We start from the raw sequence: 22691 nt of genomic DNA on the forward strand, positions 1-22691 counted from the left end.
CCGAAACCATATATAGATAGATTTCGATTATGGAAGTAGGGAGTGTCACGATGGAAAAGTCTACCTTGATAGGTATAGTTTTAGGTATTGTCGCAGTAGTAGTCGGGATGATCTTGAAGCATGCAAGTCCGATGGCATTACTGAATCCAGCAGCATTTATGATCATCATCGTAGGTACGATTGCTGCCCTTTTCAACGCATTTCCCATGTCGGAAATCAAGCGTATTCCTGCCCTTTTCAAGATAATTTTTAAAGAAGAAAAGCTCCCTGAAAAAAGAGAATTGATCGGTCAGTTTATGAACTGGGCTTCCATCGCTCGTCGCGAAGGATTGCTTGCACTGGAAAACACTTCTGATGAGATTGAAGATCCATTTCTGCGTAACGGCATGAAGATGATTATTGATGGTGGGGAACCGGATTTTGTTCGCGATGTTCTGAATGAAGAAATTCACGCCATTGAAGAACGCCATCAGGCAGGGGCACTCGTCTTTAGCCAAGCGGGAAGCTACGCTCCGACACTCGGGGTATTGGGTGCGGTTGTGGGTCTGATTGCCGCCTTGGGTAACTTGAGTGACATCGATGCATTGGGTATATCGATTGCGGCTGCGTTCGTAGCTACCTTGCTCGGTATTTTCACGGGTTACGTATTATGGCACCCGTTCGCAACCAAGCTCAAACGGAAATCAAAGGCAGAAATTGAAATCAAAAAAATCATGGTCGAAGGATTGCTTTCCATTCAAGCAGGTGTATCCCCGACTGCGATTGAGCAAAAGTTGCTGGTTTACATTCCATACCAAGAGCGTGCGGAAATGAAAGAAGAAATGAAGGAAGAGAAGAGGGAGGAAGGAGCTGCGGTAAATGGCTAAGCGACCAAAGAGACATGCTCATCATGAAGAGCATATGGACGAGTCTTGGCTAATTCCATACGCGGACTTGCTCACCCTTCTGCTCGCTTTGTTTATCGTGTTGTTCGCCTCTAGCGAGATGGATGCGAAGAAGTTCGACCAAATGGTTCGGTCCTTCAGCGTTGCAATCAACGGCGGTACGGGAGTCATGAACTACCCAAGCCCGGTACCGCTAGACCCGCAGCTTCAGCAGCAAACCTTGCACAAAGGCGCACAGGAAGCAGAAAAACAGAAGACAGAAGAAGAAAAGCGTCTGGAAGAAGCGGTCCGCAAAGAGACAGAGGACTTGAAAAAGCTACAGACAAAGCTGGACGGATACATTCAGCAAAACAAGCTGCAGGACAAGCTCCAGACCAAGCTGACCGAAGAAGGACTGCTGATCACCATTTTGGACAATGCGTTGTTTGACTCCGGTAAGGCCGATCTGAAACCGGAAGCGAGAAAGCTTGCGAGTGAAATGGCAGCGATGCTGGTGCCTCACCCGAAAAAAGTGACGGTAACTGGTCATACGGACAATGTGCCGATTCGCCGTGCTGAGTTCCCCTCCAACTGGGATCTCAGTGCCAAACGTTCCGTTAACTTCTTGAAGGTGCTTCTGGAAAACAAAAACCTCGACCCGACGAAGTTCAGCGCGACAGGCTTGGGAGAATACCATCCGGTAGCGCCGAATACGACGGCAGAAGGCAGAGCGAAAAACAGACGGGTAGAGGTAGCAATCCTGCGTGATCTGGCCTCTCCACCGAAAAATACTGTGAATCCGTAATAAAAAGGATAGCTTCCTCTGGAGGCTATCCTTTTTTGTTTTTGTTTATATAGTAGCTGTAGTGGAGGGGAAGAAGCCCATTTCCAGTCTACGCTTCGGCCTACGCCCCGCAAGGGGTTAGACTGTCCGCTCCGAAATAAATAGCGGGAGCGCTTCAAAAGTAGAGTTTCGAGGATGTATTCGCAGAGGTTGAAGCTGAAAACCCCCGCCATTTATTTCCCCGCTTGGTAGGGCTCCAGAGGCGCTAGGACTGGAAATGTGCTTCTTCCCAAGTAGCTAGTGTTTACAACTTGAGAGTAGCATTCAAGAGGTTTATTCCTTTATTAAAAAAGAAGGTGGAATCACAAAAGTTCGCAGAGGAAACAGGAGAAATAAGCGAAGATCTTTGGACACACCTACCGAGGCGCAGTGAAAAAAAGAGAAACTGCCTTTAGCGTCCACCTCTGAGACACATCCTGAACAGTCGACTTTGGACGCGGTTTCGCTATTTTTCACGGAGCCGGGCACCCCATGCTCCCGCGCAGGTGTTCCAAGAATCTGAGCGTTTTCTCCTGTTTCCTCCCCACCACAACAGCTAAACAGAGTTCTCCCCCAATTCCAGCTTCAACTGCCCCATCCGCATTTCGCCCCACTCATACATCATTTCCACAATGGGCAACAAAGTCATCCCCAGCTCCGTCATGGAATACTCCACGCGAGGAGGGACCTCCGGGTATACTTCCCGGTGAACAATCCCGTCTTCGATTAGCTCTTTTAACTGATTCGTCAGCATTTTATGTGTAATTTTTGGGAATAGCCGTTGCAGCTCACTAAAGCGATGCGGGCCTTCTACCCCTAAATGCCACAGGATCACGACTTTCCATTTTCCGCTGAACATAGACAAGGTCAGCTCCTTGGAACAGGTAAAATCACCGTTTTTTATTTTTTCTAAGGTTTCTTTCCGCAAATCGGACATAGTTTTCTCCTCACAATTCTATCTTCGATGCAACAGCTCTAGCAAAGCAAGCCTTCTTATGTTGCGCCTCGTTTCCTTCCATCATAAACCGTGCAGGATGATTTTTCATTGAGTTTTCCGGTTCATCTTGACAGCGTTCATGAAAATGAAGATAATAATCATAATAACTAAGTAAACAACTCGGAATAGTAAAAATAAAAGAGGTGAGTTCTTTGGAACGGATTTTACAAATACCTAGCGACACGATTTCGTTGACAGCTACCTTGCATGAACCTACATGCACAACAGGCAAGACCAGAGTGAAGTACCCGTTGGTTGTCATTTGCCATGGCTTTATCGGCAGTCGGATTGGTGTGAACCGCTTGTTTGTAAAAGCTGCCAGAGAATTAGCTTCACACGGTTTTGGCGTACTGCGCTTCGATTACGGAGGCTGCGGAGAAAGCGACGGCGATTATGGAGCAGGTGGTTTGGACGTCCTGCTTGCGCAAACACGAGATGTTCTCGACCATGTTTTTACGCTGGAACAGGTAGATCAGGAGCGTGTGTGCCTGTTAGGGCATAGTTTGGGTGGTGCAGTCAGTGTATTGACAGCGAGCCAGGATAGACGAATACACTCGCTCATCCTATGGGCACCGGTTGCACGTCCCTTCGATGATATCGTTCGGATCGTGGGGGAAAAGGAATACAAGGAAGCACTTTCCTACGGTAAAACGGATCATTTGGGCTACGGATTGGAGAAGCGCTTTTTTCAGTCGCTGGGTACCGCTCTTCCGCTGCGTCAAGCCAAGCAGTTTGAGGGAGATGTGTTAATCCTGCATGGCAATCGGGATGATGTCATTGCAGTGGATGCCATGTTCCATTATGAGCGAGAGCTGCATTTGCGGAGACGGGGGAGCTGCGAAACAGAAGTAGTTGTAGGGGGAGATCATACCTTTTCCTCGGCGGACAGCTACAAACGCTTGATTGGGAGTACGAAGAGCTGGTTGAATCGACTGCTTGAGAAGGAGACGGTCGCGGTATAAGAAAAAGGGATGGCCCTGATGACGGGCTATCCCTTTTTGGCGATATTGGCTTTGATTTCGTTCAAGAGCCCGCGGCAACCCGCATTCACCAGGTCATACACATACGTGAATCGCCCCGTATAATAAGGGTCCTCCACGTTTTGTTCCTGGGCAGAATCGGCAAAGTCAAGCAGGCGGTACACCTTTTTCCCTGACGGCGCCATCTGCTTGAGTGCGGACAAATTTTCCTCATCCATGCAGACGATATAGTCGTACTCCGAGAAGTCCTGTGTGACAATTTGGCGAGCACGCAGTGTATCATGCGCAATCCCATTTTCGGTCAACACCTTTTGTGTACCTTTGTGAGGGGGTTCACCTGCGTGCCAGCCACCAATTCCCGCTGAATCGATAGATACTTCCCCTGCCAATCCCTCCGCCTCTACGAGATGGCGAAATACAGCTTCGGCCATGGGCGAGCGGCAAATATTGCCCAGACAAACGAACAAAACGGTTGTCATATGTACGTTCCTCCCTTCCTGTGTGTGATGCTTCTGTATGTTAGAATACCATAAGGAGGCCATTTACAATGAAAACATATCTGTACCGCATACGTTTTGTCGTGGCTGTCATTGTTGTCACCATTTTACCGATTATCGTTACCGGAATCGTATTGGTAAAATCGGCAGAGCAGGCTTTACTGGAGGAAAAGAAACAAAAGCTAATCGCCATCACACAGCAGCTGGATTTTGCGCTGTCGAAAGATTTTGACACAATCGTCGTGGAAGCTGGTTTAGAAAAGGCGGAAAAAGAGCACAAGCTCCAAGCATTAAACGAGGAAATGCAAGCGCTTACAGATCGGATCGCTCTAGCCCACCCGGGAATTGGCGTCGGCTATTATTCCGCAGCTCTCGATTCCATCGTGACGTATGGACCCAGCAGTGAAATGAGCTTGTACATAGGACAATCAATTAGCGAAACCCATCCGGGTCGCAGTGTCATGCAGACGCGGCAGATTGATGTAGTAATCGGCGAACAAGTACGTGGCAACATCATGAACGCCATGGTTCCACTCATTCGCAATGATCAAGTGATCGGCTATGCTTGGGCGAATGAGCTCATGTCTACGATTGATATACAACTCGCGGGAATGCGACAAAGCATTTATGCGATTTTGGGCATTGGCTGTATGATCGCAGCAGCGGCCAGCGGTTTGCTCGTCCATCGCTTTGAAGTGATTCTGTCAGAGATCAAGTCAGGGCTAAAGCGGCTTAGCCAAGACCTTTCCTTTCGATTAAGGAGAATGGACGGAGAGCCTGGAGAAATTACAGGTGCGATCAACAATCTGGCGAGTGACTTGCAGACTAGCCGTAGCCGTACGGAGACTATCATGAATAGTATGGACAGTGGGGTCCTCGCGTTGGATCAGAGCGGGCACCTGATTGCATGGAATGAGACAGCGATACATATGATTGGCTTCTCGTCCAGTCGAGCAAAGGGGATGCATTTCACGGAAGTTTTTACAGAGAGTGAGGCTCTCCTTCATATCCTGTTGGATACGCTGCAAAACGGTCAAGCTATCCGGGATGCTATGTGGCGCCATCAGCATCGGGACAGGGGCGTGCTCTGGCTAAAGGTCAGCTCTTCCATTTGGAAAAATACGGTAGATGAAGTACTGGGGGCTATCGTCGTGCTGGAGGATCGCACACAATGGCGGAGGATGGAGTCAAGGCTGGCTCAAGCTGAGCGGCTTGCGGTCATAGGTGAGTGGGCGACTAGCATTGCCCATGAGGTACGCAATCCGTTAACGGCCATCAAAGCCTTCGCCCAGATCATCGAGGAGGAATGGCCAAAAGATCATGAGTCTCGGGAATACACAGGGATTATTGTGGAGGAAGTCGAGCGTTTGAACCGTTTTGCTGACGAGCTCTTGTTATTTTCTCGTCCCAATGAAGAGTCGAATGTACCTGTGCGCGTGCAAGAGGTAATCCAGCATACGCTCAAGCTGATGGAACATGTCGAGGGCTTTAGCGGAGTGATTGTGGAGCTTGTGTGTAACGAGGATATTCCTGCCGTGATGTCTTCGCCAGAGTTGTTAAAGCAGGTGTTTTTGAATATATTGCACAATGCACTGCAAGCAAAGCCTACGGAAGGTCGTATCCAGATTGAAATCAACAACATAAATAATGATGTGCATGTCCAGGTAACGAATGACGGTCCGCCTATTGCGGAAGAAAATCTGCTGGCTATATTCGAACCGTTTTTCACGACAAAGCAAACAGGTACGGGACTGGGACTGGCGATCTCCCAACGGATTGTGCAAGCGTATGGCGGACATATTGTTGCTCAAAATACCCCCGAAGGCGTTTGTTTCACCGTCGTACTGCCGATTCGGGCAAAAGGAGGATTGTGATGACGAGCAAAGTGCTGATCGTAGACGACGAGGCCAATGTAAGAAAGGCATTGTCAACTACGCTGCGCAAAATGGGATACGAGCTCATGGAGGCTGGCAGTGGAGTAGAGGCTTTGGAACAGGTCGAACGCTTTTGCCCGCAGGTCATGCTTTTGGATCTGCGTATGCCTCATTTAGACGGTATGGATACATTGCGCCGCCTGAACGAGAGAAAGGGAAGAATTCCGAGAGTCGTGATGATGACTGCCTATGGTTCCGCTAGTGACGTCATGGAGGCCATGAAGCTGGGAGCATTTGATTATGTGCAAAAGCCATTCGACTTGGGGCAGGTCAAACAAGTCGTTGCTCACGCACTTACACAGGGAGAGCTGCTTGAGCAAGGCGAAGTCGGAAGAGTCCTACAGGAAGAGCAAGCGAATCCAAACGGAACCAGCTTGATTGGCCTGAGTCTGGCTATGCAAAACGTGTACAAGCTGGTGGGAAAAGTAGCGATGTCTAAAGCCACTGTTTTGATTGAAGGGGAGAGCGGAACAGGCAAAGAGCTCATTGCAAGAGCGATCCATTCCAATAGCCCGCGGGCGGACAAGCCACTCATTCCTGTCAATTGCGGTGCGATTCCTGAAAATTTGCTGGAGAGCGAGTTGTTTGGATATGAACGGGGGGCATTTACAGGTGCCGTTCATCGCAAGCAAGGACTATTGGAGCTTGCGAATGGAGGTACGTTGTTCCTGGACGAAGTAGGAGAACTGAGCCTTTCTTTGCAGGTAAAACTGCTGCGGGTTTTGCAGGATCGCGTATTTATCCGGGTAGGAGGCATCGAGACCGTATCGGTTGACGTCCGCGTGATTGCTGCTACCAACCGTGATTTGCAGGAAAGAATTCGCCAGGAGCTTTTCCGCGAAGATCTATACTACCGGCTCAATGTCGTTCCGATTCGCATGCCGCCGCTTCGTGAGCGAAAAGAGGACATTCCTTTGCTAATCCGTCACTTCCTCGCTAAATATGGAAAAGAGGCAGGGAAGCATGACCTCTGCTTGTCCGCTGCTGCCACGGAAGCGCTAATCGCCTATCACTGGCCAGGCAATGTTCGTCAGCTAGAGAATACGATCGAACGGGCTGTTGTTTTGAGTAGAGGAGCAGTTATCGGTCACGAGCATGTTTTATCCCCTCTTCAGGAAAACAAGATGAGCGAACCAACCCCATGCCTTGGCAAAATCAGCTATGAAGGACGAACCATGCGGGAAATCATTGCCCAGGTTGAGCAGGAAGCAATTGCCCATGCCTTGCGCAAAGAACGCGGCAACAAGCTACAGACAGCGAAAAGGCTGGGCATATCACGGAGGGCACTGCTCTACAAGCTCCAAATGTACGGATTGGATTCGGCAATGGACGAAAGAGACTAGTCACCCGATGTGCGCAAACAAGTGTCATACTGTGCAAAAAGTAGTCAGCATAGCAGAGCAAATGTTTTGAAAGCGCATTCATTCTCCTTGAAAAACAGATTGGCATCCCTCTTGCTATATCGAAAAGCACAAGAACACGAATGCTTTTAGAAAAGGGGATGAAAATGTGTTTCAAGCGTTAACGAATGTTTCGGTCCGCATGGTGCAACGCTATTTGCCAGACGCCTTTTTATTTGCAATCATTTTGACCTTCCTCGTGTTTGTTGCCGGGATCGTCGTCAATGGCAAAACGCCGATGGAAATGGTCAACTACTGGGGAGGTGGCTTTTGGAGCTTGCTCAGCTTTACGATGCAAATGGTCATGATCCTGATTACGGGTCATACGCTAGCCAGTACGAATATTTGTAAGCGTGGCTTGAATGCCTTGGGATCACTGGCAAAGACGCCAGGTCAAGCGATTGTACTCGTCACAGTCGTTTCCTGTGTGGCGAACTGGATCAATTGGGGATTTGGCCTTGTCATCAGTGCACTGTTGGCACGCGTTCTTGCCAATCAAGTGGAAAAGGTAGACTATCGATTGCTCGTCGCCAGCGCATATGGCGGGTTTGTCGTCTGGCACGGAGGGCTTGCCGGCTCTGTTCCTTTGACGATCGCTACGGAAAAGCATAGCCTGGAAAACATCATCGGTGTCATTCCTACTTCGGAAACGATGTTTTCACCGATGAATCTGACCATTGTAGCCGCAATCATGATTGTCCTCCCGATTGTGAACAGATTCATGATGCCTGCCGAAAAAGATACGATTGTATTCAAGGGAGAAGGGATAGCGCAACAAGAAATGGCTGCTGCTACTGAAACTACAATTGACAATACTCCTGCTTCTCAAATGGAAAACAGCCGTTTGATCTCGGTTCTTGTTTCAGTACTCGGAATTATTTATTTGATTTACTATTTTGCTGATAAAGGCTTTAAGCTGAATCTGGATGTCGTCATCATGGGCTTCTTGTTTCTGGGCATACTGCTTCATGGGACACCGCGCAAGTTTTTGGATGCCATGAATGAAGCAGTGAAAACCACGACAGGGATCGTCGTCCAGTTCCCGTTTTATGCAGGGATCATCGGAATGATGACGGCTTCAGGATTGGCGGCGAGTATCTCTCAATGGTTTATTAGCATCTCGACGCCTACTACCTTCCCGCTGTTCACGTTTTGGAGTGCAGGCTTATTGAACATATTCATTCCTTCTGGTGGAGGGCAATGGGCAGTACAGGGACCAATCATGCTGCCTGTTGCCACTGAATTGGGTGTTTCCCATGCAAAAGTCGCGATGGCCATTGCTTGGGGGGATGCGTGGACGAACTTGATTCAGCCTTTCTGGGCATTACCTGTGCTAGCTCTTGCTGGATTGGGTGCGAGGGATATCATGGGTTACTGCTTGATGATGCTGATTGTGACAGGCGCCATTATCAGCTTGGGATTTTTGCTTTTTTAGCGAAGCGCTTACGTTCATTGCCAATCGCGGCGTTTTTTGATATGATAATGGGAGTTACCCCAAGAAAATAACTGCATATGTACGGAGTTTTCTAGGGTTCCGCGGTCAGTCATCTGGCCGGTCAGGACCGAGAGAAAACCCACGACCACGGTCGTGTACACGGAGGGATAAAAGCCCGGGAGGAATATCTGTGATGGTATTCACCCGAGGCTTTTTTTGCATTCGGAAAGCCTGAGCCATCTTGGATGAGTATGTATTTTGGGGAACGATAAAAACGGATACGTCCGTTGCGATGAGCGTAAAAGAAAGAGGAGGGAGCCAGAAATGGGGAAATATTGGTTGATGGTTGTCGTAGCAGCAGTATTTGAAGTCATGTGGGTAGCTGGCTTGAAGCACGCCGACAGCTTTTGGTCATGGGTGTTAACCATTATTGCGATTATTATCAGCTTTGGTGTTTTGGTCTATTCAGGGAAAAAGCTGCCGACGAGTACGGTTTATGCGATCTTCGTCGGTTTGGGTACGGCCGGTACCGTTATTAGCGAAATGGTCCTGTTTGGAGAACCGTTTAGCTGGGCAAAAGTGGGCTTGATCGCGCTTCTTCTGGGGGGAATCCTTGGATTGAAGCTGGTCACACCGGACCATGAAGAGAAGCCGAAGAGGGAGGGTGAAGTAGCATGACATGGGTATCCTTGATTTTTGCGGGGTTGTTTGAGGTCGTAGGCGTGATGGGGATTACACAGGTCAACCAGAAGCCTTCTCTCCGCTCCTTTGCGGTACTGATCGGTGGCTTTTCCCTCAGCTTCTTCCTCTTGTCCTTTGCCATGAGAGAAATCCCTATGGGAACGGCCTATGCGGTTTGGACAGGGATTGGTACGGTAGGTAGCGCTCTTGTTGGGATGTTGTTCTATGGAGAAGCAAAAGACAAGCTGCGGATCTTATGTATCGCCGTGGTGATTATAGCAGTAGCAGGATTGAAATTAGTAGCATAAGGTAGCGGTATTAAGGAAAGGCAAAAGGCAGATATTCCCCTTCGGATGTCTGCCTTTTCTTTGTGTATATGTTCCATTTCTCATAAGGAACACTCCTTACGAATAGGGAATAGTAAAGGAAATCGTCTCGTTCAAGGAGGGAATGGCAACACCATGAGCTCTATCTGGGCAACGCTAAAAAAGGGAAATACGTCCTCGGCGACAGCGGCTTTGGGGAACACAGGGCTTGCTATCGCAAAAGGCTTTGCGGCTGTCTATAGCGGGAGTGGAGCCATGTTTGCGTCGGCGATGCATTCTGTAGCCGATGCGGTCAACCAGTTCTTCGTTTTCTTTGGCAGCGTACTCGCAGAGAAAAAACCGACACCGAGGTTCCCTACAGGCTTTGGTCGTGTCATTAACATTTTCTGTATGGTCGCTGTGATCGTCGTAACCATCATGGCCTACGAAACCATTATCAAAGGCTTGCATCTCATTTCCGAGCCAGCAGAATCCAGCCATTTTTGGTTGAATTTCATCATTTTGTCTCTGGCGGTCATTGTGGATGGATACGTGCTGGTGAAAGTGATGTTCGAAATCGTTCATGAAGCTCGGGTGGAAGCGAAAGGCTTTGCTGTCATCCCTGCAGCCTTTCGAAATGTAGGACGTGCGGCTCCCCCGACACGACTTGTCTTTTACGAAGACATCGTAGCTACACTCGGTGCGTTATTGGCGCTGATTGCCGTTATCATCACTACGTTTACTTCTTTTGCCTTGCTGGACGGGATTGCCACCATTCTGATCGGGATTCTCATGGTGGGCGTGGCATTCAGGGTAGGGTACGACAACATGGTCGGTTTAATTGGTATTGCAGCCCCCAAAGAAATCGAGGATCGGGTAGCCAAAGTCATTTTTGCTGATCCGGATGTGACGGACATCAACAAGCTGCGGATTGTACAGGAAGGGCGTTTTTACCATGTGGAGAGCTACGTCGAGCTGCGGACGGGACTGAGCCTTGCTGTGGCGGACGATATTAAATATCGCATTCGCGACAGCTTGCTGACTGACCCGGATATTAGCGATGTGACAATGGGGATTTTGGAGGACAACGGCGTGGACAACTGGAAGCAACTAACGGACCAGGGAATCACGTAGACAAATAGAAAAAGCCCCACACCAGGTAAGTAAGCAGGTGTGGGGCTTGGGTTTGTGTTAAGGGTGTGATGATTAGGAGACGGTCAACAGTTCTTGTTGCTCCGATTCATCTTTTTCCAAACGCGTAATCAGAACGCGTGTGACACGGTGATGATCCATCTGCTTGACGGTGAACAGGTGGTTTTCCCATTCTACTGTCGCACCAACAGCGATTTCTTCTTCCAACTGGCTGTACAACCAACCGCCAATCGTGTCTACATCTTCGGATTCGAGTTCGAACGGAAGATGGTCATTCAGGTCAGCCAATACGAGCATACCGGATACAGAGAGGCCATTGTCCAGCTTTTCAATCTCTGGTCTTTCCTCATCAAACTCGTCTTGGATATCCCCAACGATTTCTTCCAAAATATCCTCCATCGTTACGAGACCGGCTGTTCCGCCGTACTCGTCGATGACAATCGCGAGCTGTGAACGGTTTTTCTGCATCAGGCGCAATACCGTGCTGATTTCCATGGTTTCCGGTACGGTCAGGACAGGGCGGACCAACGTATCCAGCTCTACGCTTCCGTCTTGCAAGGCAGAAAGGTAGAAGTCTGTCGCATGGACAAAACCAATGATGTTGTCCTTGTCCTCAGCTGCAACCGGAAAACGCGTGTGGCGCTGCGAGCGGATAATCTCCAGGTTTTCTTCAAAGGTATTCGTCGTATATAAGCAAACCATATCAATGCGCGGGATCATCGTTTCCCGAGCGACGGTTTCGGAGAAGTCAAAAACTTGTTCCACAAGAGCCAATTCGGTTTGGTCGATATGGCCACTTTGGTGACTTTGGTTGACCAAAATTCGAATTTCTTCTTCCGTATGTGCCGCTTCATGTTCTGAGATGGCTTCGAGTCCGAGTCGTCTCATGAGAGCGTTGGCGGTTCCGTTCAAGAACCAGATGGCAGGGTAAAGCAATTTATAGAAAAACATCAATGGCGCGGCAACCCACAACGAGGTGATTTCTGCTTTTTGAATGGCCAATGATTTCGGAGCCAACTCACCCAAGACAATGTGGAGGAACGTAATAATCGCAAAGGCTACACCAAAAGAAATCGCGGAGATCGCATATCCAGGCAATCCTGAGGATCCAAGCAAAGGCTCCACAATCATATGGGCAATGGCCGGTTCCCCGACCCAACCCAGTCCCAGCGAGGCGAGAGTGATCCCGACCTGGCAGGCTGATAGGTAAGCGTCTAGCTTATGCGTTACTTTTTGGGCATAGACTGCACGTCTGTTACCTTCATTCACCATCTGTGTCAGGCGCGTCTGCCGCACCTTCACGAGTGAGAACTCTGCGGCTACGAAAAAGCCGTTGAGAAAAACAAGAAATATAACAAGCAGTAGGTTGAGCACTATCGGGACGGTGTCCAAGTAACAAGTCATCCTCTCTGGAATTTTATGAAAGTACTATTTTCTATTTTACTCTGATTGGGTGGAACGCACAAAAGCGATATACCACCGTAGGGGGCGTTTTACGCCCTTTTGGTCGGGAAGAGCGACTCTCAGATAACCGTAGCGCATGTTTTTGCGCTCGGAGAACGCCGCAGATGGGCATCCATTTTTGTCAAGCAACGCAAAGTGCAAGCGGTTACCTGTGCAGTATTTGTTGGGCGTACACGAAAAACGCTGACAAAACAGCAGCTAAACCGAGATAGGCAGCCAACACTTTCCACTTCGTAGAGGCAGGTGCGTCGTAGTACGTAGTGAGCTGGTGCATTTGCTCATCCAGTTCAGCCAGCCTCTCTTGCGCCGCACGTTCTCCATCACGGAGCGCATCCGATGGGATCGGTCGGTTCGGGTCAGAATCGTAATACAGTACAGGCTCTCGTTCCCACAGTCTGAACAGTTCCCATTTTCTGTTCACATACACTTTATCGAGTCGCTTGAAATCACGCTGAAGGCGTTTTTTGTCCTGCAAAAATGGAACATAGAATTTCTTCAAATCTTCCTGATTGATCGCATTGACCTCGGCATTCATTTGCGTGCGAATATCCCATGTCGATTCCAGAGCGGGCCATTTGGCTATGCTTTGCTGGAAGTCTGCAATCTTTTCGCGCTCGTATTGCAGGAGCTTTTGTTGATAGCTTCCACGTAGGCGGTTGTACCACGTAATCAAGCCGATGATGAAAATGATCACAGTAATCGGTCCTGGGTTGGCGAACAGCATAACGCCAAGCCCGACTAACCCGATAAACCAAATCTTCGTCGACAATACCGAAACGATGCGGCCGCCATCCAGCGGGGAGATGGGCAGCAGGTTAAATAAATTGAGCATGGCGCCCAAGTAGATAACCAAGCCCCAGAAAGGGTCCTGCGTATACCAATACAGCGGGAGGGCAGGCAAGAAAGCAATCATCCCCGCCAAGGGTCCGCCGTAGGCTAAGTACGCCTCCGTTTTTGCATCGCGCGGCATGTCTTTCATGGCAATGAAGGCTCCGGCAAAAGGAATGAAGACAGCGGGTGAAGTCGCGATTCCTTTTCGCTTGGCGGCAATCACATGGCCCATTTCGTGGACGAAGATCAGATAGACGAGAGCCACGGCGAATTTCCATCCGTAGAAAACGGCATACGCCCACAAGGTAATCCCCATGGATATAATGGTGGTTCCGAATTTCGAAAACTTCAGTATGCTAAGTATCCATTTTAAATTGGCAAGTAAGAAAGCACCGATCGCCAAAAGGACTGAACGGCTTTTTTTCATCGTTTTTCCTCCCAGAAGATATAGGCAGATATTCCTTCTTACGAATCAAAGAGAGAGAAGTTTCTTTTCTAGTTGCCATCCAGACGAGGGTTGGTGAAGTAAAAGCCGTACTCGCCATGGAGCGGATTGTAGCTCAGATGTCCCCCGTCGAAGTACCAGAAATCAGTCGGACGAATGACAAATCGCAATCCCTCTACTTCAAACACAGCATCATCGGTGAGGGTCTCATCTTTTTCAATCGCATAAAACATGCCACCGGTCCCGGGGCCGCTTGTTCGTACATATAATCGAAGCGTATCTCCCGGAACAAAGCCGGCATAACGTTGATAGGCAAGGGAAAACGCTGGTTCTATCGCAAGTGTAATACTCATGGACTAGCTCCTTTCTGCTACTTGACTTCCATTGTAACACAAGTCAGAGTAGTGTCCCGAGGCTCAAGGTGCAGGTGCAATCCAAAAACACCCGTCCGGTCAGATGTGCCTCTGCCGAACGGGCTTGCATGAAAAAGCTGGTATTAGTCCTTGCCTTTGCTCACATCGAGGGTAGGGTGCATAAAGCGCGCTCTATCTGGTTCTTCTTGATCCTCAAGGAGCTCACGGTTTTCTATCGAGTTCCAGCCAATGTCATTGGTCGGATGTACCCACCGGTCCCCTGCCATGACGGAGGGATCGGTTTCTGTGCTCCAGTTGTGTAAGGGAGATTCCTTGGACTCGTACAAGCTGTCACCGATGACGACTCCGAACTCATTGACGAATGGCTTTTGAATCGTACGGGACGAGTTTTTGAAGTCAGGAGCACTGATTTGATGCGGCAGCGTCCCATCGAGGGAAATATCCTTCGTCTGATCGTTCTTCTGCTTCTCGTTATCCATCATCTGGACCTCCTTTTTTCCCATAGCATGCATCAGTCACTGACCCCTTATTCGGTTTCGGATGGGAGCTTGCGCCTGCCGTCCAGTAAAAATCGCCGAGCATAATGGCTGCCCGGCGGTTTTCTTGTTAGCGGTTTTCTTTTAGCCTTTCTTGTGGTTCACTATTAATGGAGCCGTCAGAGCGGACAGCCTCGGATTGGGCTTTGGGTCCTCGAATTTCAGCGGTTTTTCCAAAATCTTTTTCTTTGTTGCGAACCATGTGATGTCCTCCTCTTTGTGAAAGATGAAGATAGTATGACCCGGATGGGGCCAGAGAATGAGGACAGAATGAGGATAGGGAAAGGGTGGCAATTCAATGGCGAAAAAACAACGAAAACCACAACAGCGTCAAGCAGTGACAACAACTACGGCAGACGCGAAAAGCGGATTGAACAGTTTGAAAGATATGCTGAATGCAGATGCGCTCGGAGCACTCAAGCAGCTTGAAAAAGACATGAAGACAGAAGGCGAGCGCAAAGAAAAGGAAGCAGCCGAACAAAAGCGCCGGGAGCAGGAAGAACGCGAGCGCAACAAGAGCTTTGCTGAGCTTTTGGACGATTACGAGAAAAAAAGCGGAGGCAAGTACAGCTAATGCGGGATGGACGGCAAACGGACCGACCGGATACTTCCAAAAACGGTTTGATGAAGAAGCGGCAACAAGATATCAAGGACGAGTCGATCAAGGAGCGGGGCCGGATGGTCCTCGGCCGATTGGGCAAAAAGGACTCGAAGAAGTGATTTTTTCTCTCCCATTCCCATATAGCTAGGAGTGAGGGGAGGGAGGTCATGGGGACAATCCTGCTCCTGTTTAGCCTCTTGTGTGTGGCAGTAGGGACCTGGAAGTTAATCGGGATCTACAAGGCAGAAAAGGCTGACAGCAAGCCGCTCTGGTGGACAGTCGCGAGCGTGGGGATTGCGCTTTTTTTTCTTTTGAAGCTGGTAACGGATACGTTGCCAACATAAACAAGCACCTGTAGCCAGAGAGCTTACAGGTGCTTGTTTTTTCGAAAAGGCTACACGCCCATTTAAGGAAGGAAAATTGGCTGCACCATTCTTCCTTATTCGTAGCGCAGTGCTTCGATTGGATCGAGCTTGGCTGCCTTGTTGGCCGGATAGAGGCCGAAGAATATACCAATGGCACTGGAGAAGCCGAATGCGATAAATACGCTGTTCCAGGACATTAGCGGCGGCAACTGTGCAAAATAGGCAATGATCGAAGCGATACCAAGGCCGAACAACACCCCGATCAATCCACCGATCAAGCAGACGATGACCGATTCAATCAAAAACTGAATCAAAATATCTCGTCTGCGTGCCCCTAAGGCTTTGCGAATCCCGATTTCGCGAGTACGCTCTGTCACGGATACGAGCATGATGTTCATAACGCCGACACCGCCAACCACGAGGGAGATTCCTGCAATGATACTGAAGATCAGCGTTAAGGTGCCCGTCATTTGATTAAACTGATCCATCGATTCTTGCATGCTGCGAACCCTGTAATGGTCTTCCTTTTGATGCTTGCGGCCTAAATACTGTTTGACCTGCTGCATGGCTGGGTCGACAGAGGCTTTGTCGATCGCTTTTCCCATGATCATTTGAACAGAAGGCTCTTCCTGCAGGCTCATTTCGTAACGGATGGGAATAATCGCTCCATAGCTCGTTGCCATGTCAAACTTGAACTTCTCTTCCGTATACGTTCCGATTACGACGAGAGATTGATTGCCCCAGCGAACTCGCTGACCAATCGGGCTCATTTGACCGAACAGCTTTTGAGCAAGAGGTTCCTCAAGAACGATGACAGCGCGTTGCTCTTTGTCATCTACCTCGTTGAAAAGTCGTCCTTTTGCCACCTTCAAGGTTGATTGCATCGAAAAATAGTCAGCAGTGGAGGCAGTGAGGTTGACGCGCTCTTCTTTTTTCGGCCCCTTCAAATCAATCGTACTGGAGTTGGAAGGCACGATGTATTCGATGGCAGGACTAATCCTGCCGAGCACCTCGGTATCTTCCACGGTCATATCTTCTGCGGCTATCTCTTCTTTTGTCTCCCAATTGATGAAGACGCTAAACGTGTTTTGCCCGAACTTTTCCATCTCTTCATTGATGGCTTTCTGTCCACCTTCACCGAGTGCCGTGACGACAATGACGGAGGTAATCCCGATGATGATCCCGAGCATGGTCAAGATCGAGCGCATTTTGTTCGCCCAAATACCCTCCACGGCGGTGTTAAAGCTTTCCATAAAATTCATGTGACAATCACCTCGTCAGACGGCTTGGAGAATATCCGCTCCGTAACCTTTTCATCGCGAATGATCACGCCATCCTTGAAAGTCACAATCCGCTCAGCGTGCTGGGCGATATCCAATTCGTGGGTAACGAGAATGATCGTAACGCCCTGCGCATGCAACTCCTGAAACATGGCCATGATTTCGACCCCGGAGCGGCTGTCCAGATTTCCCGTCGGTTCGTCTGCCAGCAGGATCGCTGGTTTATTGACCAGTGCTCTGGCAATCGCCACACGCTGTTTTTGACCACCGGATAGTTGGGTTGGCTTATGATCCATACGTTCAGCAAGTCCCACTCGCTTGAGTGCTTCTGTAGCCCGTTTGCGCCGTTCTGAGCGACTGACATTGGCGTACATCATCGGCAGCTCTACATTGTGCAAGGAGGTAGAGCGGGCGAGCAGATTAAAAGATTGGAATACAAAGCCGATCTTTTGGTTGCGAACAACGGCGAGCTCGGTATCTTTCAGGCTGCTGACCTCAATGCCATCTAACATGTACGAACCTGAATCTGGACGATCCAGACAGCCCAGCATGTTCATGAACGTCGATTTCCCTGATCCTGATGGCCCCATGATGGCAACGAATTCGCCTTGTTCCACCAGCAGGGAGACACCTTTTAAGATGGGCAGTACGGTATCACCCGTCTTGTATGCTTTCGTCAAGCCTTCTACATGAAGCATCGTCGGCTGACCTCCTTCTTTACGTGTTACATGCCCATTGGTGCGCCGCCGCCACTCATCGGCATGACTGGTGCTCCTTCAGTCAGGGATTCGACAGGGCCTAGAATCACTTGCTCATCACCGTTCAGTCCGGACTTGACGTGAGTGAACAACTCATTTTCCATACCGGTTTCGACCTTCTGCTTTTTCGCAACACCATTAGCAGATACCCAGACAAAGGTGCTGCCGTCAGCATCTTGCTGTACAGCTTCGATTGGGACTTGCAAGGCATTATCGATTTTTTCGACGGAGATGTTGATGTCCACATGGAAGCCAGGCTTCAAAGCAGAGAGATCTCCAGATGGCTTGAGGGTGACTTTGACGCGTGTTTTTTCACCTTGCCCCGACTTGGTGGCAGTAGTGGTCGCGGTTGGAGAGATGCGAGTAACTTCCGCATTCAGCTTTTTCTTTCCGAGTGTCACGCCTTCAATCGTGGCAGATTGACCGATTTTGAGCTTGTTGACATCGGATTCGTTGATATCTGCTTCAATCAACAGATTGTTCAGATTGGCAAGGGTCAAGATTTCCGTTCCCTTGTTGACGTATTGACCGTTATCCGCTGCAACGCCAACGACGGTTCCATCCATAGGTGCTACAACGACGCTTTGGACACGTTCTTTATTCAGCTGTGCTTTTTCTACGTTCAGCTTGTTGATTTGGGCTTGCTGAGCGGCAATGTCTTCCTTGCGTGGTCCCTTTTGCTTGAGAGCGAGCTGTTGCTTGGCGACATTCAGCGTAGATAGAGCGCTATCCATTTGTGATTTCACCTTGTCCAGCTCTTGCTGGGTAGAAGCGCCAGAAGTGAATAATTGATTCATCCGATCATATTCTCGCTTTGCCGCGTCGTATTCGCGCTGGGCTTGGGAGACACGTTCTTGGTCTTGTGCGACTTCTTCCGGCTCGTTGCCGATTTGTGCCTTGGCGAGGTTGGCTTTGGCCAACTCCATTTGCGCTTCCAGCTCGAGAATTTTGCTATCGACATCGGATGTGTCGATTTTCGCAATCACTTGCCCCTTTTTCACCTTATCGCCTTCCTTGAGAACAAACTCTCGTAAGGTTCCGGTGACGTTGGCGTACTGTTTAAGCTTGTCTTCTACGGTGACGAGCCCTGATGTCAAAACCTTGCTTTCCAAAGCCGATTTCGTTGGTGCGCCGATGTTGACAGGCATTCCCATAGCTTGTTGCGATCCCATCATGGAAAAAGCAACGCCCCCGATGCCCAGGAGGACTACGACGGAACCGATGATCCACCATCGTTTTTTCATGTTCATTCTCCTTGCTTTGGTAAGAACCATATTATTTCATTGCTCGAAAGGGTTTTACGGTAGTGCTGGAAAAAGGTAACATAAAACGCCGAATGTTCACATTTTGGACACATTTAAACGCATTTTGATACGTTTTATCGGGAAGTTCTTTGCCGCCAATTGCCGTGATATCATAGATAAAGATGAGATGACGTTCCTCGGAGGGGAGCTATGAACAAACCGATTCGCTTTGATTACGCCAACGCTCGAGCCTTTGTCAAACAGCATGAGTGGGAGCAGCTTTCTCCAGCGATCGAGATTGCGCATCAAATGCTTCATTCAAGGACTGGACCCGGAAAGGATTATCTTGGTTGGGTCGATTGGCCGGAACAATACGACCGGGACGAGTATGAGCGAATTCGCCAAGCGTCAGCACGGATTCAATCAGATTCTGATGTGCTTCTGGTGATTGGCATCGGAGGGTCGTATCTAGGGGCAAAAGCGGTGCTTGACATTTTAGGTCACAGCTTCTACAATTTGCTGCCGAAGTCCAAGCGTCGTTTTCCAGAGATTTATTTTGTGGGCAACAATATTAGTCCGATTTATATCTCTCATCTGATGGACGTAGTAGAAGGAAAAAATGTGTCCATCAACGTCATCTCAAAATCGGGCACGACGACTGAGCCCGCTATCGCGTTTCGACTTTTTCGGGAATGGCTGGAAAAGAAATACGGACGTGAAGAGGCCAAAAAACGAATTTACATTACGACGGATAAACAGCGAGGAGCCCTGAAAAAGCTGGCGGATGATGAGGGATATGAGTGCTTTGTCATTCCAGATGATATTGGTGGGCGATATTCAGTCCTGACCGCGGTTGGATTGTTGCCGATCGCTGTAAGCGGGGCGAACATGGATGCGCTCATGCAAGGGGCCAAGGATGCACGCGAACGCTACATGGTCATGGATTTGCGTGACAATCCGTGTTATCAGTATGCGGCCATTCGTAATGCACTCTATCGAAAAGGCAAGACGGTGGAGCTGTTGGTCAGCTATGAACCGCAGTTTCGCTACTTTGCGGAGTGGTGGAAGCAGCTCTTCGGGGAATCGGAAGGCAAGGACGGCAAAGGAATTTTTCCGGCTTCAGCCGAGTTTTCAACGGACTTGCATTCGTTGGGTCAATACATACAGGACGGCATGAGGCATTTGTTTGAGACCGTTCTGTCTGTGACAAAGCCCGCTGTGGATTTGACTGTCCAGGAGGACCCCGCTGACGTCGATGGATTGAATTTTTTGACTGGCAAACGAATGGGGTATGTCAATAAAAAGGCTTTCGAGGGAACGGTGCTGGCCCATGTGGACGGCGGCGTACCGAATCTGCTTGTGGAAATACCGGAGGCGACAGCTTACTATCTTGGCGGACTGATTTACTTTTTTGAAAAGGCATGCGGAATCAGCGGCTATTTGCTAGGCGTCAATCCGTTTGATCAGCCAGGGGTGGAGGCGTACAAAGCCAATATGTTTGCCTTGCTGGGTAAACCGGGCTACGAGCGGCAGAAAGCGGAACTGGAGGCTAGATTGCGCGAGAATAAGACGTATTTGACCGTTGAGGAGACAGCCGCCTATTTGGAGCTTCCCGAGACGTTTATTATGGAAAAAATCAAGCAGGGGCGCATCCGTGCTGTCCATGACGGCAATGAGTACATTATCAACAAAGAGCAATTCAATCATCATCTGGAGGAAATTCGCAAGCTCCGGGAGTTCGAGGATGCCGCGCGTCATGAACCGATTCCGGAGAGCTACGATGTGAAGGATGAGGATTAACCAGCGGACGTGCTTGTCAGATGGTTGCAAACAGGACTATACTTACAAAGGAATATCATAATGAACAAGCAACTTGGGGAGTCCTTCATGCGGGGCTGAGAGGATGGAAGCAACTGACCATCGACCCATTGCACCTGATCCGGATCATGCCGGCGCAGGGATACGGTTGCCGGCAGACAGCGCTTTTCGCTTGATTGTTACCTATGCGCATGTAGCCCACCTTTTCCTGCTCGGGAATTGGTGGGCTTTTTGTTATGGAGGCTATGTGTGGCTGTAGTGGAGAGAAGAATATTTCCAGTCTAAGCTCCAGGCTCCGTCCTGCTGGGGGCTGGGACTGCCCGCTCCGAATGGATTCGCGGGGAAACGCAAAAGTGGTAGCCGCTACGTCGTATGGGCACGGTTGCGTTTCTGTTGCCCGCGAATCCCTTCTCCGCTCGGTAGGACTCCACAAGTCGCTACGTCTGGAAATATTCTTCTCTGGCGTAACTGAAGGCATTTTTCATCATTTTTAAAGCTTTAAACTATCGGAAAACAAGGAAAGCTCGTAGAGGAAACAGGAGAAATAAGCGAAGATCTTAGGGACACCGACCGAGACGGAATGCAAAAAGCGAAACACGCTCTTAAGCGTCCACCTCTGATACACATCCTTGAAGATAGCACTTTGGACGCGGTTTCGCTTTTTGCATGGAGTCGTGCAGTCAATCCCCCAGGGGGTGGCCCTAGAAGCTGAGCGTTTTCTCCTGTTTCCTCCACGCCACAACAGCAACGTACAAGTCGTTTTTAGTCAACATGGTGAGGAGAGAGAAAAAGATGAGTGATTGTCTGGTAGTGGGTGGAGGAATTATCGGATTGAGCTTGGCATACGAGCTGTCGCGGCGCGGGGTGAGCGTTACCCTCGTCGAGCAGGGTGAATGGGGAGGGCAGGCGTCTTCGGCTGCTGCAGGAATGCTTGCTCCTTTGAAAGAATTCACAGCACCTGGACCGATGCTCGATTTGGGCATGGAGTCACTTGCGCTATACCCGGAATGGGCTGCAGAGCTGGAAGAATTGACTGGCGGAGATGTACAGCTAAGCCTGGAGGGATTGCTGACCGTCGCGTTAAATGAGGAAGAAGTCCAACAGCTTGCAGACAAGTACCGTTGGCAAAAAGAAGCGGGCCATGCTGTACACTGGCTCTCGACTACAGCACAAGTGAAAGAGATAGAGCCGCTTCTGACCGATCAAGTGCAAGCGGCCATCTATTCGCCGTACGAAGGACACATCAACAATCGAATGCTTCTTCGCGCCTTGGCAACTGCTTGCCAATTGCAAGGAGTGAAGCTGCTATCTGGCTGCGTGGTGAGCGGCATTGCGGTAAAAGGCGGAAAAGTAATCGGGATCGAGACCTCTACAGGGTCACTGCGTGCCGAACAGACCGTGATTGCCTCGGGAGCGTGGGTTGGAATGATGCTGGAGATGCTTGGTATTTCCGTGCCGATTCGCCCTGTTCGTGGACAGATTGCGGCCGTTTCGTCCGTGGGCATTCCATTGCGAACGGTGATTTTCGGAACGACAGGCTACATCACCCCGAAAAAGGATGGAAAAATTGTCATTGGTGCGACTGAGGATGAGAGTGGCTTCCAGCGAGACGTTACAATGGCAGGTTTGGCGAGTATCCTGCAAGGGACCATGCCGTATGTTCCTGCGCTTCACTCCGCTACCTTTCTGGAGGCTTGGGGTGGACTTCGACCTGCGACACAAGATGGCAAGCCGCTATTGGGCCCCGTTCCTGGCTGGGAAGGACTGTCGATCGCAGGTGGACATTTTCGCAATGGCATCTTGCTTTCTCCTGTCACTGCAAAATCGATGGCGGACTTTGTGGAAAAAGGGGAGACGGAGCGCCTTTTGCCATTTTTACCTGCCCGCTTTCTGTAAATTGGGCTAGTC

24 protein-coding genes, 1 pseudogene and 2 riboswitches are annotated in these 22691 nt (G+C 49.5%); of the genes and pseudogenes, 15 read left to right on the forward strand and 10 right to left on the reverse strand.

Annotated features, from left to right (window positions below):
* Positions 1–50: 50 nt before the first annotated feature.
* Both motA and motB read left to right on the forward strand, forming a co-directional pair.
* Positions 51–866 carry a flagellar motor stator protein MotA gene (gene motA, locus FO446_RS04715; protein WP_173611254.1) on the forward strand — a complete coding sequence of 272 codons (816 nt, stop codon included), beginning with the start codon at positions 51–53 and terminating at the stop codon, positions 864–866.
* A complete protein-coding gene (gene motB / locus FO446_RS04720) occupies positions 859–1668 on the forward strand; it encodes a flagellar motor protein MotB (protein ID WP_173611255.1) in 810 nt (269 codons plus the stop codon). Before motA ends, motB begins: the two co-directional genes overlap by 8 nt.
* Positions 1669–2242: 574 nt before the next feature.
* Here motB and FO446_RS04725 read toward each other — a convergent pair.
* The gene (locus FO446_RS04725; protein ID WP_012684609.1) at positions 2243–2623 is read right to left on the reverse strand and encodes a winged helix-turn-helix transcriptional regulator; all 381 of its coding nucleotides are present in this window, start codon (positions 2621–2623) and stop codon (positions 2243–2245) included.
* A 203-nt stretch (positions 2624–2826) separates the two neighbouring features.
* Between FO446_RS04725 and FO446_RS04730 the strand changes: the two genes are divergently transcribed.
* Positions 2827–3645 carry an alpha/beta hydrolase family protein gene (locus tag FO446_RS04730; protein ID WP_173611256.1) on the forward strand — a complete coding sequence of 273 codons (819 nt, stop codon included), beginning with the start codon at positions 2827–2829 and terminating at the stop codon, positions 3643–3645.
* 26 nt (positions 3646–3671) lie between these two features.
* Here the strand turns inward: FO446_RS04730 and FO446_RS04735 are convergent, their stop codons facing one another.
* Complete coding sequence (locus tag FO446_RS04735; RefSeq protein WP_173611257.1) at positions 3672–4142, reverse strand: low molecular weight protein-tyrosine-phosphatase; 471 nt, start codon at positions 4140–4142, stop codon at positions 3672–3674.
* 68 nt (positions 4143–4210) lie between these two features.
* Here FO446_RS04735 and atoS point away from each other — a divergent pair, with 68 nt between their 5' ends.
* The 6 genes from atoS to FO446_RS04765 all read left to right on the forward strand — a co-directional run bounded on the left by atoS (position 4211) and on the right by FO446_RS04765 (position 11049).
* The gene (atoS, locus tag FO446_RS04740) at positions 4211–6034 is read left to right on the forward strand and encodes a two-component system sensor histidine kinase AtoS (RefSeq protein WP_237900021.1); all 1824 of its coding nucleotides are present in this window, start codon (positions 4211–4213) and stop codon (positions 6032–6034) included.
* On the forward strand, positions 6034–7437 hold the full coding sequence (locus tag FO446_RS04745; protein ID WP_232774428.1) for a sigma-54-dependent transcriptional regulator: 1404 nt from the start codon (positions 6034–6036) through the stop codon (positions 7435–7437). Before atoS ends, FO446_RS04745 begins: the two co-directional genes overlap by 1 nt.
* Positions 7438–7603: 166 nt before the next feature.
* The gene (locus FO446_RS04750; protein WP_237900022.1) at positions 7604–8929 is read left to right on the forward strand and encodes a short-chain fatty acid transporter; all 1326 of its coding nucleotides are present in this window, start codon (positions 7604–7606) and stop codon (positions 8927–8929) included.
* Between the two features lie 80 nt (positions 8930–9009).
* Positions 9010–9113: riboswitch (guanidine-I (ykkC/yxkD leader) on the forward strand.
* 140 nt (positions 9114–9253) lie between these two features.
* Positions 9254–9607 (forward strand): DMT family transporter, encoded by a 354-nt coding sequence (locus FO446_RS04755; protein WP_173611261.1) that lies wholly within the window; start codon positions 9254–9256, stop codon positions 9605–9607.
* Positions 9604–9918, forward strand: coding sequence for a DMT family transporter (locus FO446_RS04760; protein WP_173611262.1), 315 nt, complete (start codon positions 9604–9606; stop codon positions 9916–9918). The genes FO446_RS04755 and FO446_RS04760 overlap by 4 nt, the downstream gene beginning before the upstream one ends.
* 153 nt (positions 9919–10071) lie before the next feature.
* Complete coding sequence (locus FO446_RS04765; protein WP_221868342.1) at positions 10072–11049, forward strand: cation diffusion facilitator family transporter; 978 nt, start codon at positions 10072–10074, stop codon at positions 11047–11049.
* A gap of 72 nt (positions 11050–11121) precedes the next feature.
* Here the strand turns inward: FO446_RS04765 and FO446_RS04770 are convergent, their stop codons facing one another.
* From FO446_RS04770 to sspK, 5 genes are all read right to left on the reverse strand, one after another.
* Positions 11122–12459 (reverse strand): hemolysin family protein, encoded by a 1338-nt coding sequence (locus tag FO446_RS04770; protein WP_237900023.1) that lies wholly within the window; start codon positions 12457–12459, stop codon positions 11122–11124.
* Between the two features lie 217 nt (positions 12460–12676).
* Positions 12677–13789, reverse strand: coding sequence for a site-2 protease family protein (locus FO446_RS04775; protein ID WP_173611265.1), 1113 nt, complete (start codon positions 13787–13789; stop codon positions 12677–12679).
* A gap of 68 nt (positions 13790–13857) precedes the next feature.
* The gene (locus tag FO446_RS04780; protein WP_173611266.1) at positions 13858–14160 is read right to left on the reverse strand and encodes an iron-sulfur cluster biosynthesis family protein; all 303 of its coding nucleotides are present in this window, start codon (positions 14158–14160) and stop codon (positions 13858–13860) included.
* A gap of 143 nt (positions 14161–14303) precedes the next feature.
* Positions 14304–14660 carry a DUF3905 domain-containing protein gene (locus FO446_RS04785; RefSeq protein ID WP_173611430.1) on the reverse strand — a complete coding sequence of 119 codons (357 nt, stop codon included), beginning with the start codon at positions 14658–14660 and terminating at the stop codon, positions 14304–14306.
* Positions 14661–14787: 127 nt separating this feature from the next.
* Positions 14788–14919 carry a small acid-soluble spore protein K gene (gene sspK, locus FO446_RS04790; RefSeq protein ID WP_007724732.1) on the reverse strand — a complete coding sequence of 44 codons (132 nt, stop codon included), beginning with the start codon at positions 14917–14919 and terminating at the stop codon, positions 14788–14790.
* A 96-nt stretch (positions 14920–15015) separates the two neighbouring features.
* On the opposite strand from sspK, the gene FO446_RS04795 reads away from it, so the two are divergent.
* Genes FO446_RS04795 through FO446_RS04805 form a run of 3 tightly spaced genes read left to right on the forward strand, consistent with a single transcriptional unit; the run spans position 15016 to position 15662 of the window.
* On the forward strand, positions 15016–15291 hold the full coding sequence (locus FO446_RS04795; protein ID WP_173611267.1) for a DUF3886 domain-containing protein: 276 nt from the start codon (positions 15016–15018) through the stop codon (positions 15289–15291).
* Positions 15291–15437 (forward strand): hypothetical protein, encoded by a 147-nt coding sequence (locus FO446_RS04800; RefSeq protein ID WP_173611268.1) that lies wholly within the window; start codon positions 15291–15293, stop codon positions 15435–15437. Before FO446_RS04795 ends, FO446_RS04800 begins: the two co-directional genes overlap by 1 nt.
* Before the next feature lie 48 nt (positions 15438–15485).
* Positions 15486–15662 (forward strand): hypothetical protein, encoded by a 177-nt coding sequence (locus FO446_RS04805; RefSeq protein ID WP_007724726.1) that lies wholly within the window; start codon positions 15486–15488, stop codon positions 15660–15662.
* A 95-nt stretch (positions 15663–15757) separates the two neighbouring features.
* On the opposite strand, the gene FO446_RS04810 is transcribed toward FO446_RS04805, so the two are convergent.
* From FO446_RS04810 to FO446_RS04820, 3 genes are read right to left on the reverse strand one after another with little or no spacing between them, the layout of a single operon-like run.
* Entirely contained in the window at positions 15758–16945 is a 1188-nt protein-coding gene (locus tag FO446_RS04810; RefSeq protein ID WP_173611269.1) for an ABC transporter permease, read from the reverse strand.
* Positions 16942–17661 carry an ABC transporter ATP-binding protein gene (locus FO446_RS04815; RefSeq protein ID WP_047073491.1) on the reverse strand — a complete coding sequence of 240 codons (720 nt, stop codon included), beginning with the start codon at positions 17659–17661 and terminating at the stop codon, positions 16942–16944. Before FO446_RS04815 ends, FO446_RS04810 begins: the two co-directional genes overlap by 4 nt.
* Before the next feature lie 26 nt (positions 17662–17687).
* On the reverse strand, positions 17688–18965 hold the full coding sequence (locus FO446_RS04820; protein ID WP_232774426.1) for an efflux RND transporter periplasmic adaptor subunit: 1278 nt from the start codon (positions 18963–18965) through the stop codon (positions 17688–17690).
* A gap of 210 nt (positions 18966–19175) precedes the next feature.
* Between FO446_RS04820 and FO446_RS04825 the strand changes: the two are divergent.
* The 3 genes and pseudogenes from FO446_RS04825 to thiO form a co-directional block, all read left to right on the forward strand.
* A pseudogene (locus FO446_RS04825) lies at positions 19176–20525 on the forward strand (glucose-6-phosphate isomerase); the annotation flags it as partial.
* Between the two features lie 15 nt (positions 20526–20540).
* Complete coding sequence (locus FO446_RS29000) at positions 20541–20765, forward strand: excisionase family DNA-binding protein (RefSeq protein WP_307723640.1); 225 nt, start codon at positions 20541–20543, stop codon at positions 20763–20765.
* A gap of 64 nt (positions 20766–20829) precedes the next feature.
* A riboswitch (TPP riboswitch) is annotated at positions 20830–20946 on the forward strand.
* A 629-nt stretch (positions 20947–21575) separates the two neighbouring features.
* Entirely contained in the window at positions 21576–22679 is a 1104-nt protein-coding gene (gene thiO, locus FO446_RS04830; protein WP_221868798.1) for a glycine oxidase ThiO, read from the forward strand.
* The last annotated feature ends 12 nt before the right edge of the window (positions 22680–22691 follow it).

Origin of the sequence: Brevibacillus brevis, from assembly GCF_022026395.1 — a bacterium.
In the GTDB taxonomy this organism is placed as follows: Bacteria; Bacillota; Bacilli; order Brevibacillales; family Brevibacillaceae; genus Brevibacillus.

Excerpts from the sequence above, each read along its gene's own strand:
- motA (WP_173611254.1), top strand. The coding sequence starts at position 51 with ATGGAAAAGTCTACCTTGATAGGTATAGTTTTAGGTATTGTCGCAGTA.
- motB (WP_173611255.1), top strand. The coding sequence starts at position 859 with ATGGCTAAGCGACCAAAGAGACATGCTCATCATGAAGAGCATATGGAC.
- FO446_RS04725 (WP_012684609.1), bottom strand. The coding sequence starts at position 2,623 with ATGTCCGATTTGCGGAAAGAAACCTTAGAAAAAATAAAAAACGGTGAT.
- FO446_RS04735 (WP_173611257.1), bottom strand. The coding sequence starts at position 4,142 with ATGACAACCGTTTTGTTCGTTTGTCTGGGCAATATTTGCCGCTCGCCC.
- atoS (WP_237900021.1), top strand. The coding sequence starts at position 4,211 with ATGAAAACATATCTGTACCGCATACGTTTTGTCGTGGCTGTCATTGTT.
- FO446_RS04745 (WP_232774428.1), top strand. The coding sequence starts at position 6,034 with ATGACGAGCAAAGTGCTGATCGTAGACGACGAGGCCAATGTAAGAAAG.
- FO446_RS04755 (WP_173611261.1), top strand. The coding sequence starts at position 9,254 with ATGGGGAAATATTGGTTGATGGTTGTCGTAGCAGCAGTATTTGAAGTC.
- FO446_RS04760 (WP_173611262.1), top strand. The coding sequence starts at position 9,604 with ATGACATGGGTATCCTTGATTTTTGCGGGGTTGTTTGAGGTCGTAGGC.
- FO446_RS04765 (WP_221868342.1), top strand. The coding sequence starts at position 10,072 with ATGAGCTCTATCTGGGCAACGCTAAAAAAGGGAAATACGTCCTCGGCG.
- FO446_RS04775 (WP_173611265.1), bottom strand. The coding sequence starts at position 13,789 with ATGAAAAAAAGCCGTTCAGTCCTTTTGGCGATCGGTGCTTTCTTACTT.
- FO446_RS04780 (WP_173611266.1), bottom strand. The coding sequence starts at position 14,160 with ATGAGTATTACACTTGCGATAGAACCAGCGTTTTCCCTTGCCTATCAA.
- FO446_RS04785 (WP_173611430.1), bottom strand. The coding sequence starts at position 14,660 with ATGGATAACGAGAAGCAGAAGAACGATCAGACGAAGGATATTTCCCTC.
- sspK (WP_007724732.1), bottom strand. The coding sequence starts at position 14,919 with ATGGTTCGCAACAAAGAAAAAGATTTTGGAAAAACCGCTGAAATTCGA.
- FO446_RS04795 (WP_173611267.1), top strand. The coding sequence starts at position 15,016 with ATGGCGAAAAAACAACGAAAACCACAACAGCGTCAAGCAGTGACAACA.
- FO446_RS04800 (WP_173611268.1), top strand. The coding sequence starts at position 15,291 with ATGCGGGATGGACGGCAAACGGACCGACCGGATACTTCCAAAAACGGT.
- FO446_RS04805 (WP_007724726.1), top strand. The coding sequence starts at position 15,486 with ATGGGGACAATCCTGCTCCTGTTTAGCCTCTTGTGTGTGGCAGTAGGG.
- FO446_RS04810 (WP_173611269.1), bottom strand. The coding sequence starts at position 16,945 with ATGAATTTTATGGAAAGCTTTAACACCGCCGTGGAGGGTATTTGGGCG.
- FO446_RS04815 (WP_047073491.1), bottom strand. The coding sequence starts at position 17,661 with ATGCTTCATGTAGAAGGCTTGACGAAAGCATACAAGACGGGTGATACC.
- FO446_RS04820 (WP_232774426.1), bottom strand. The coding sequence starts at position 18,965 with ATGAAAAAACGATGGTGGATCATCGGTTCCGTCGTAGTCCTCCTGGGC.
- thiO (WP_221868798.1), top strand. The coding sequence starts at position 21,576 with ATGAGTGATTGTCTGGTAGTGGGTGGAGGAATTATCGGATTGAGCTTG.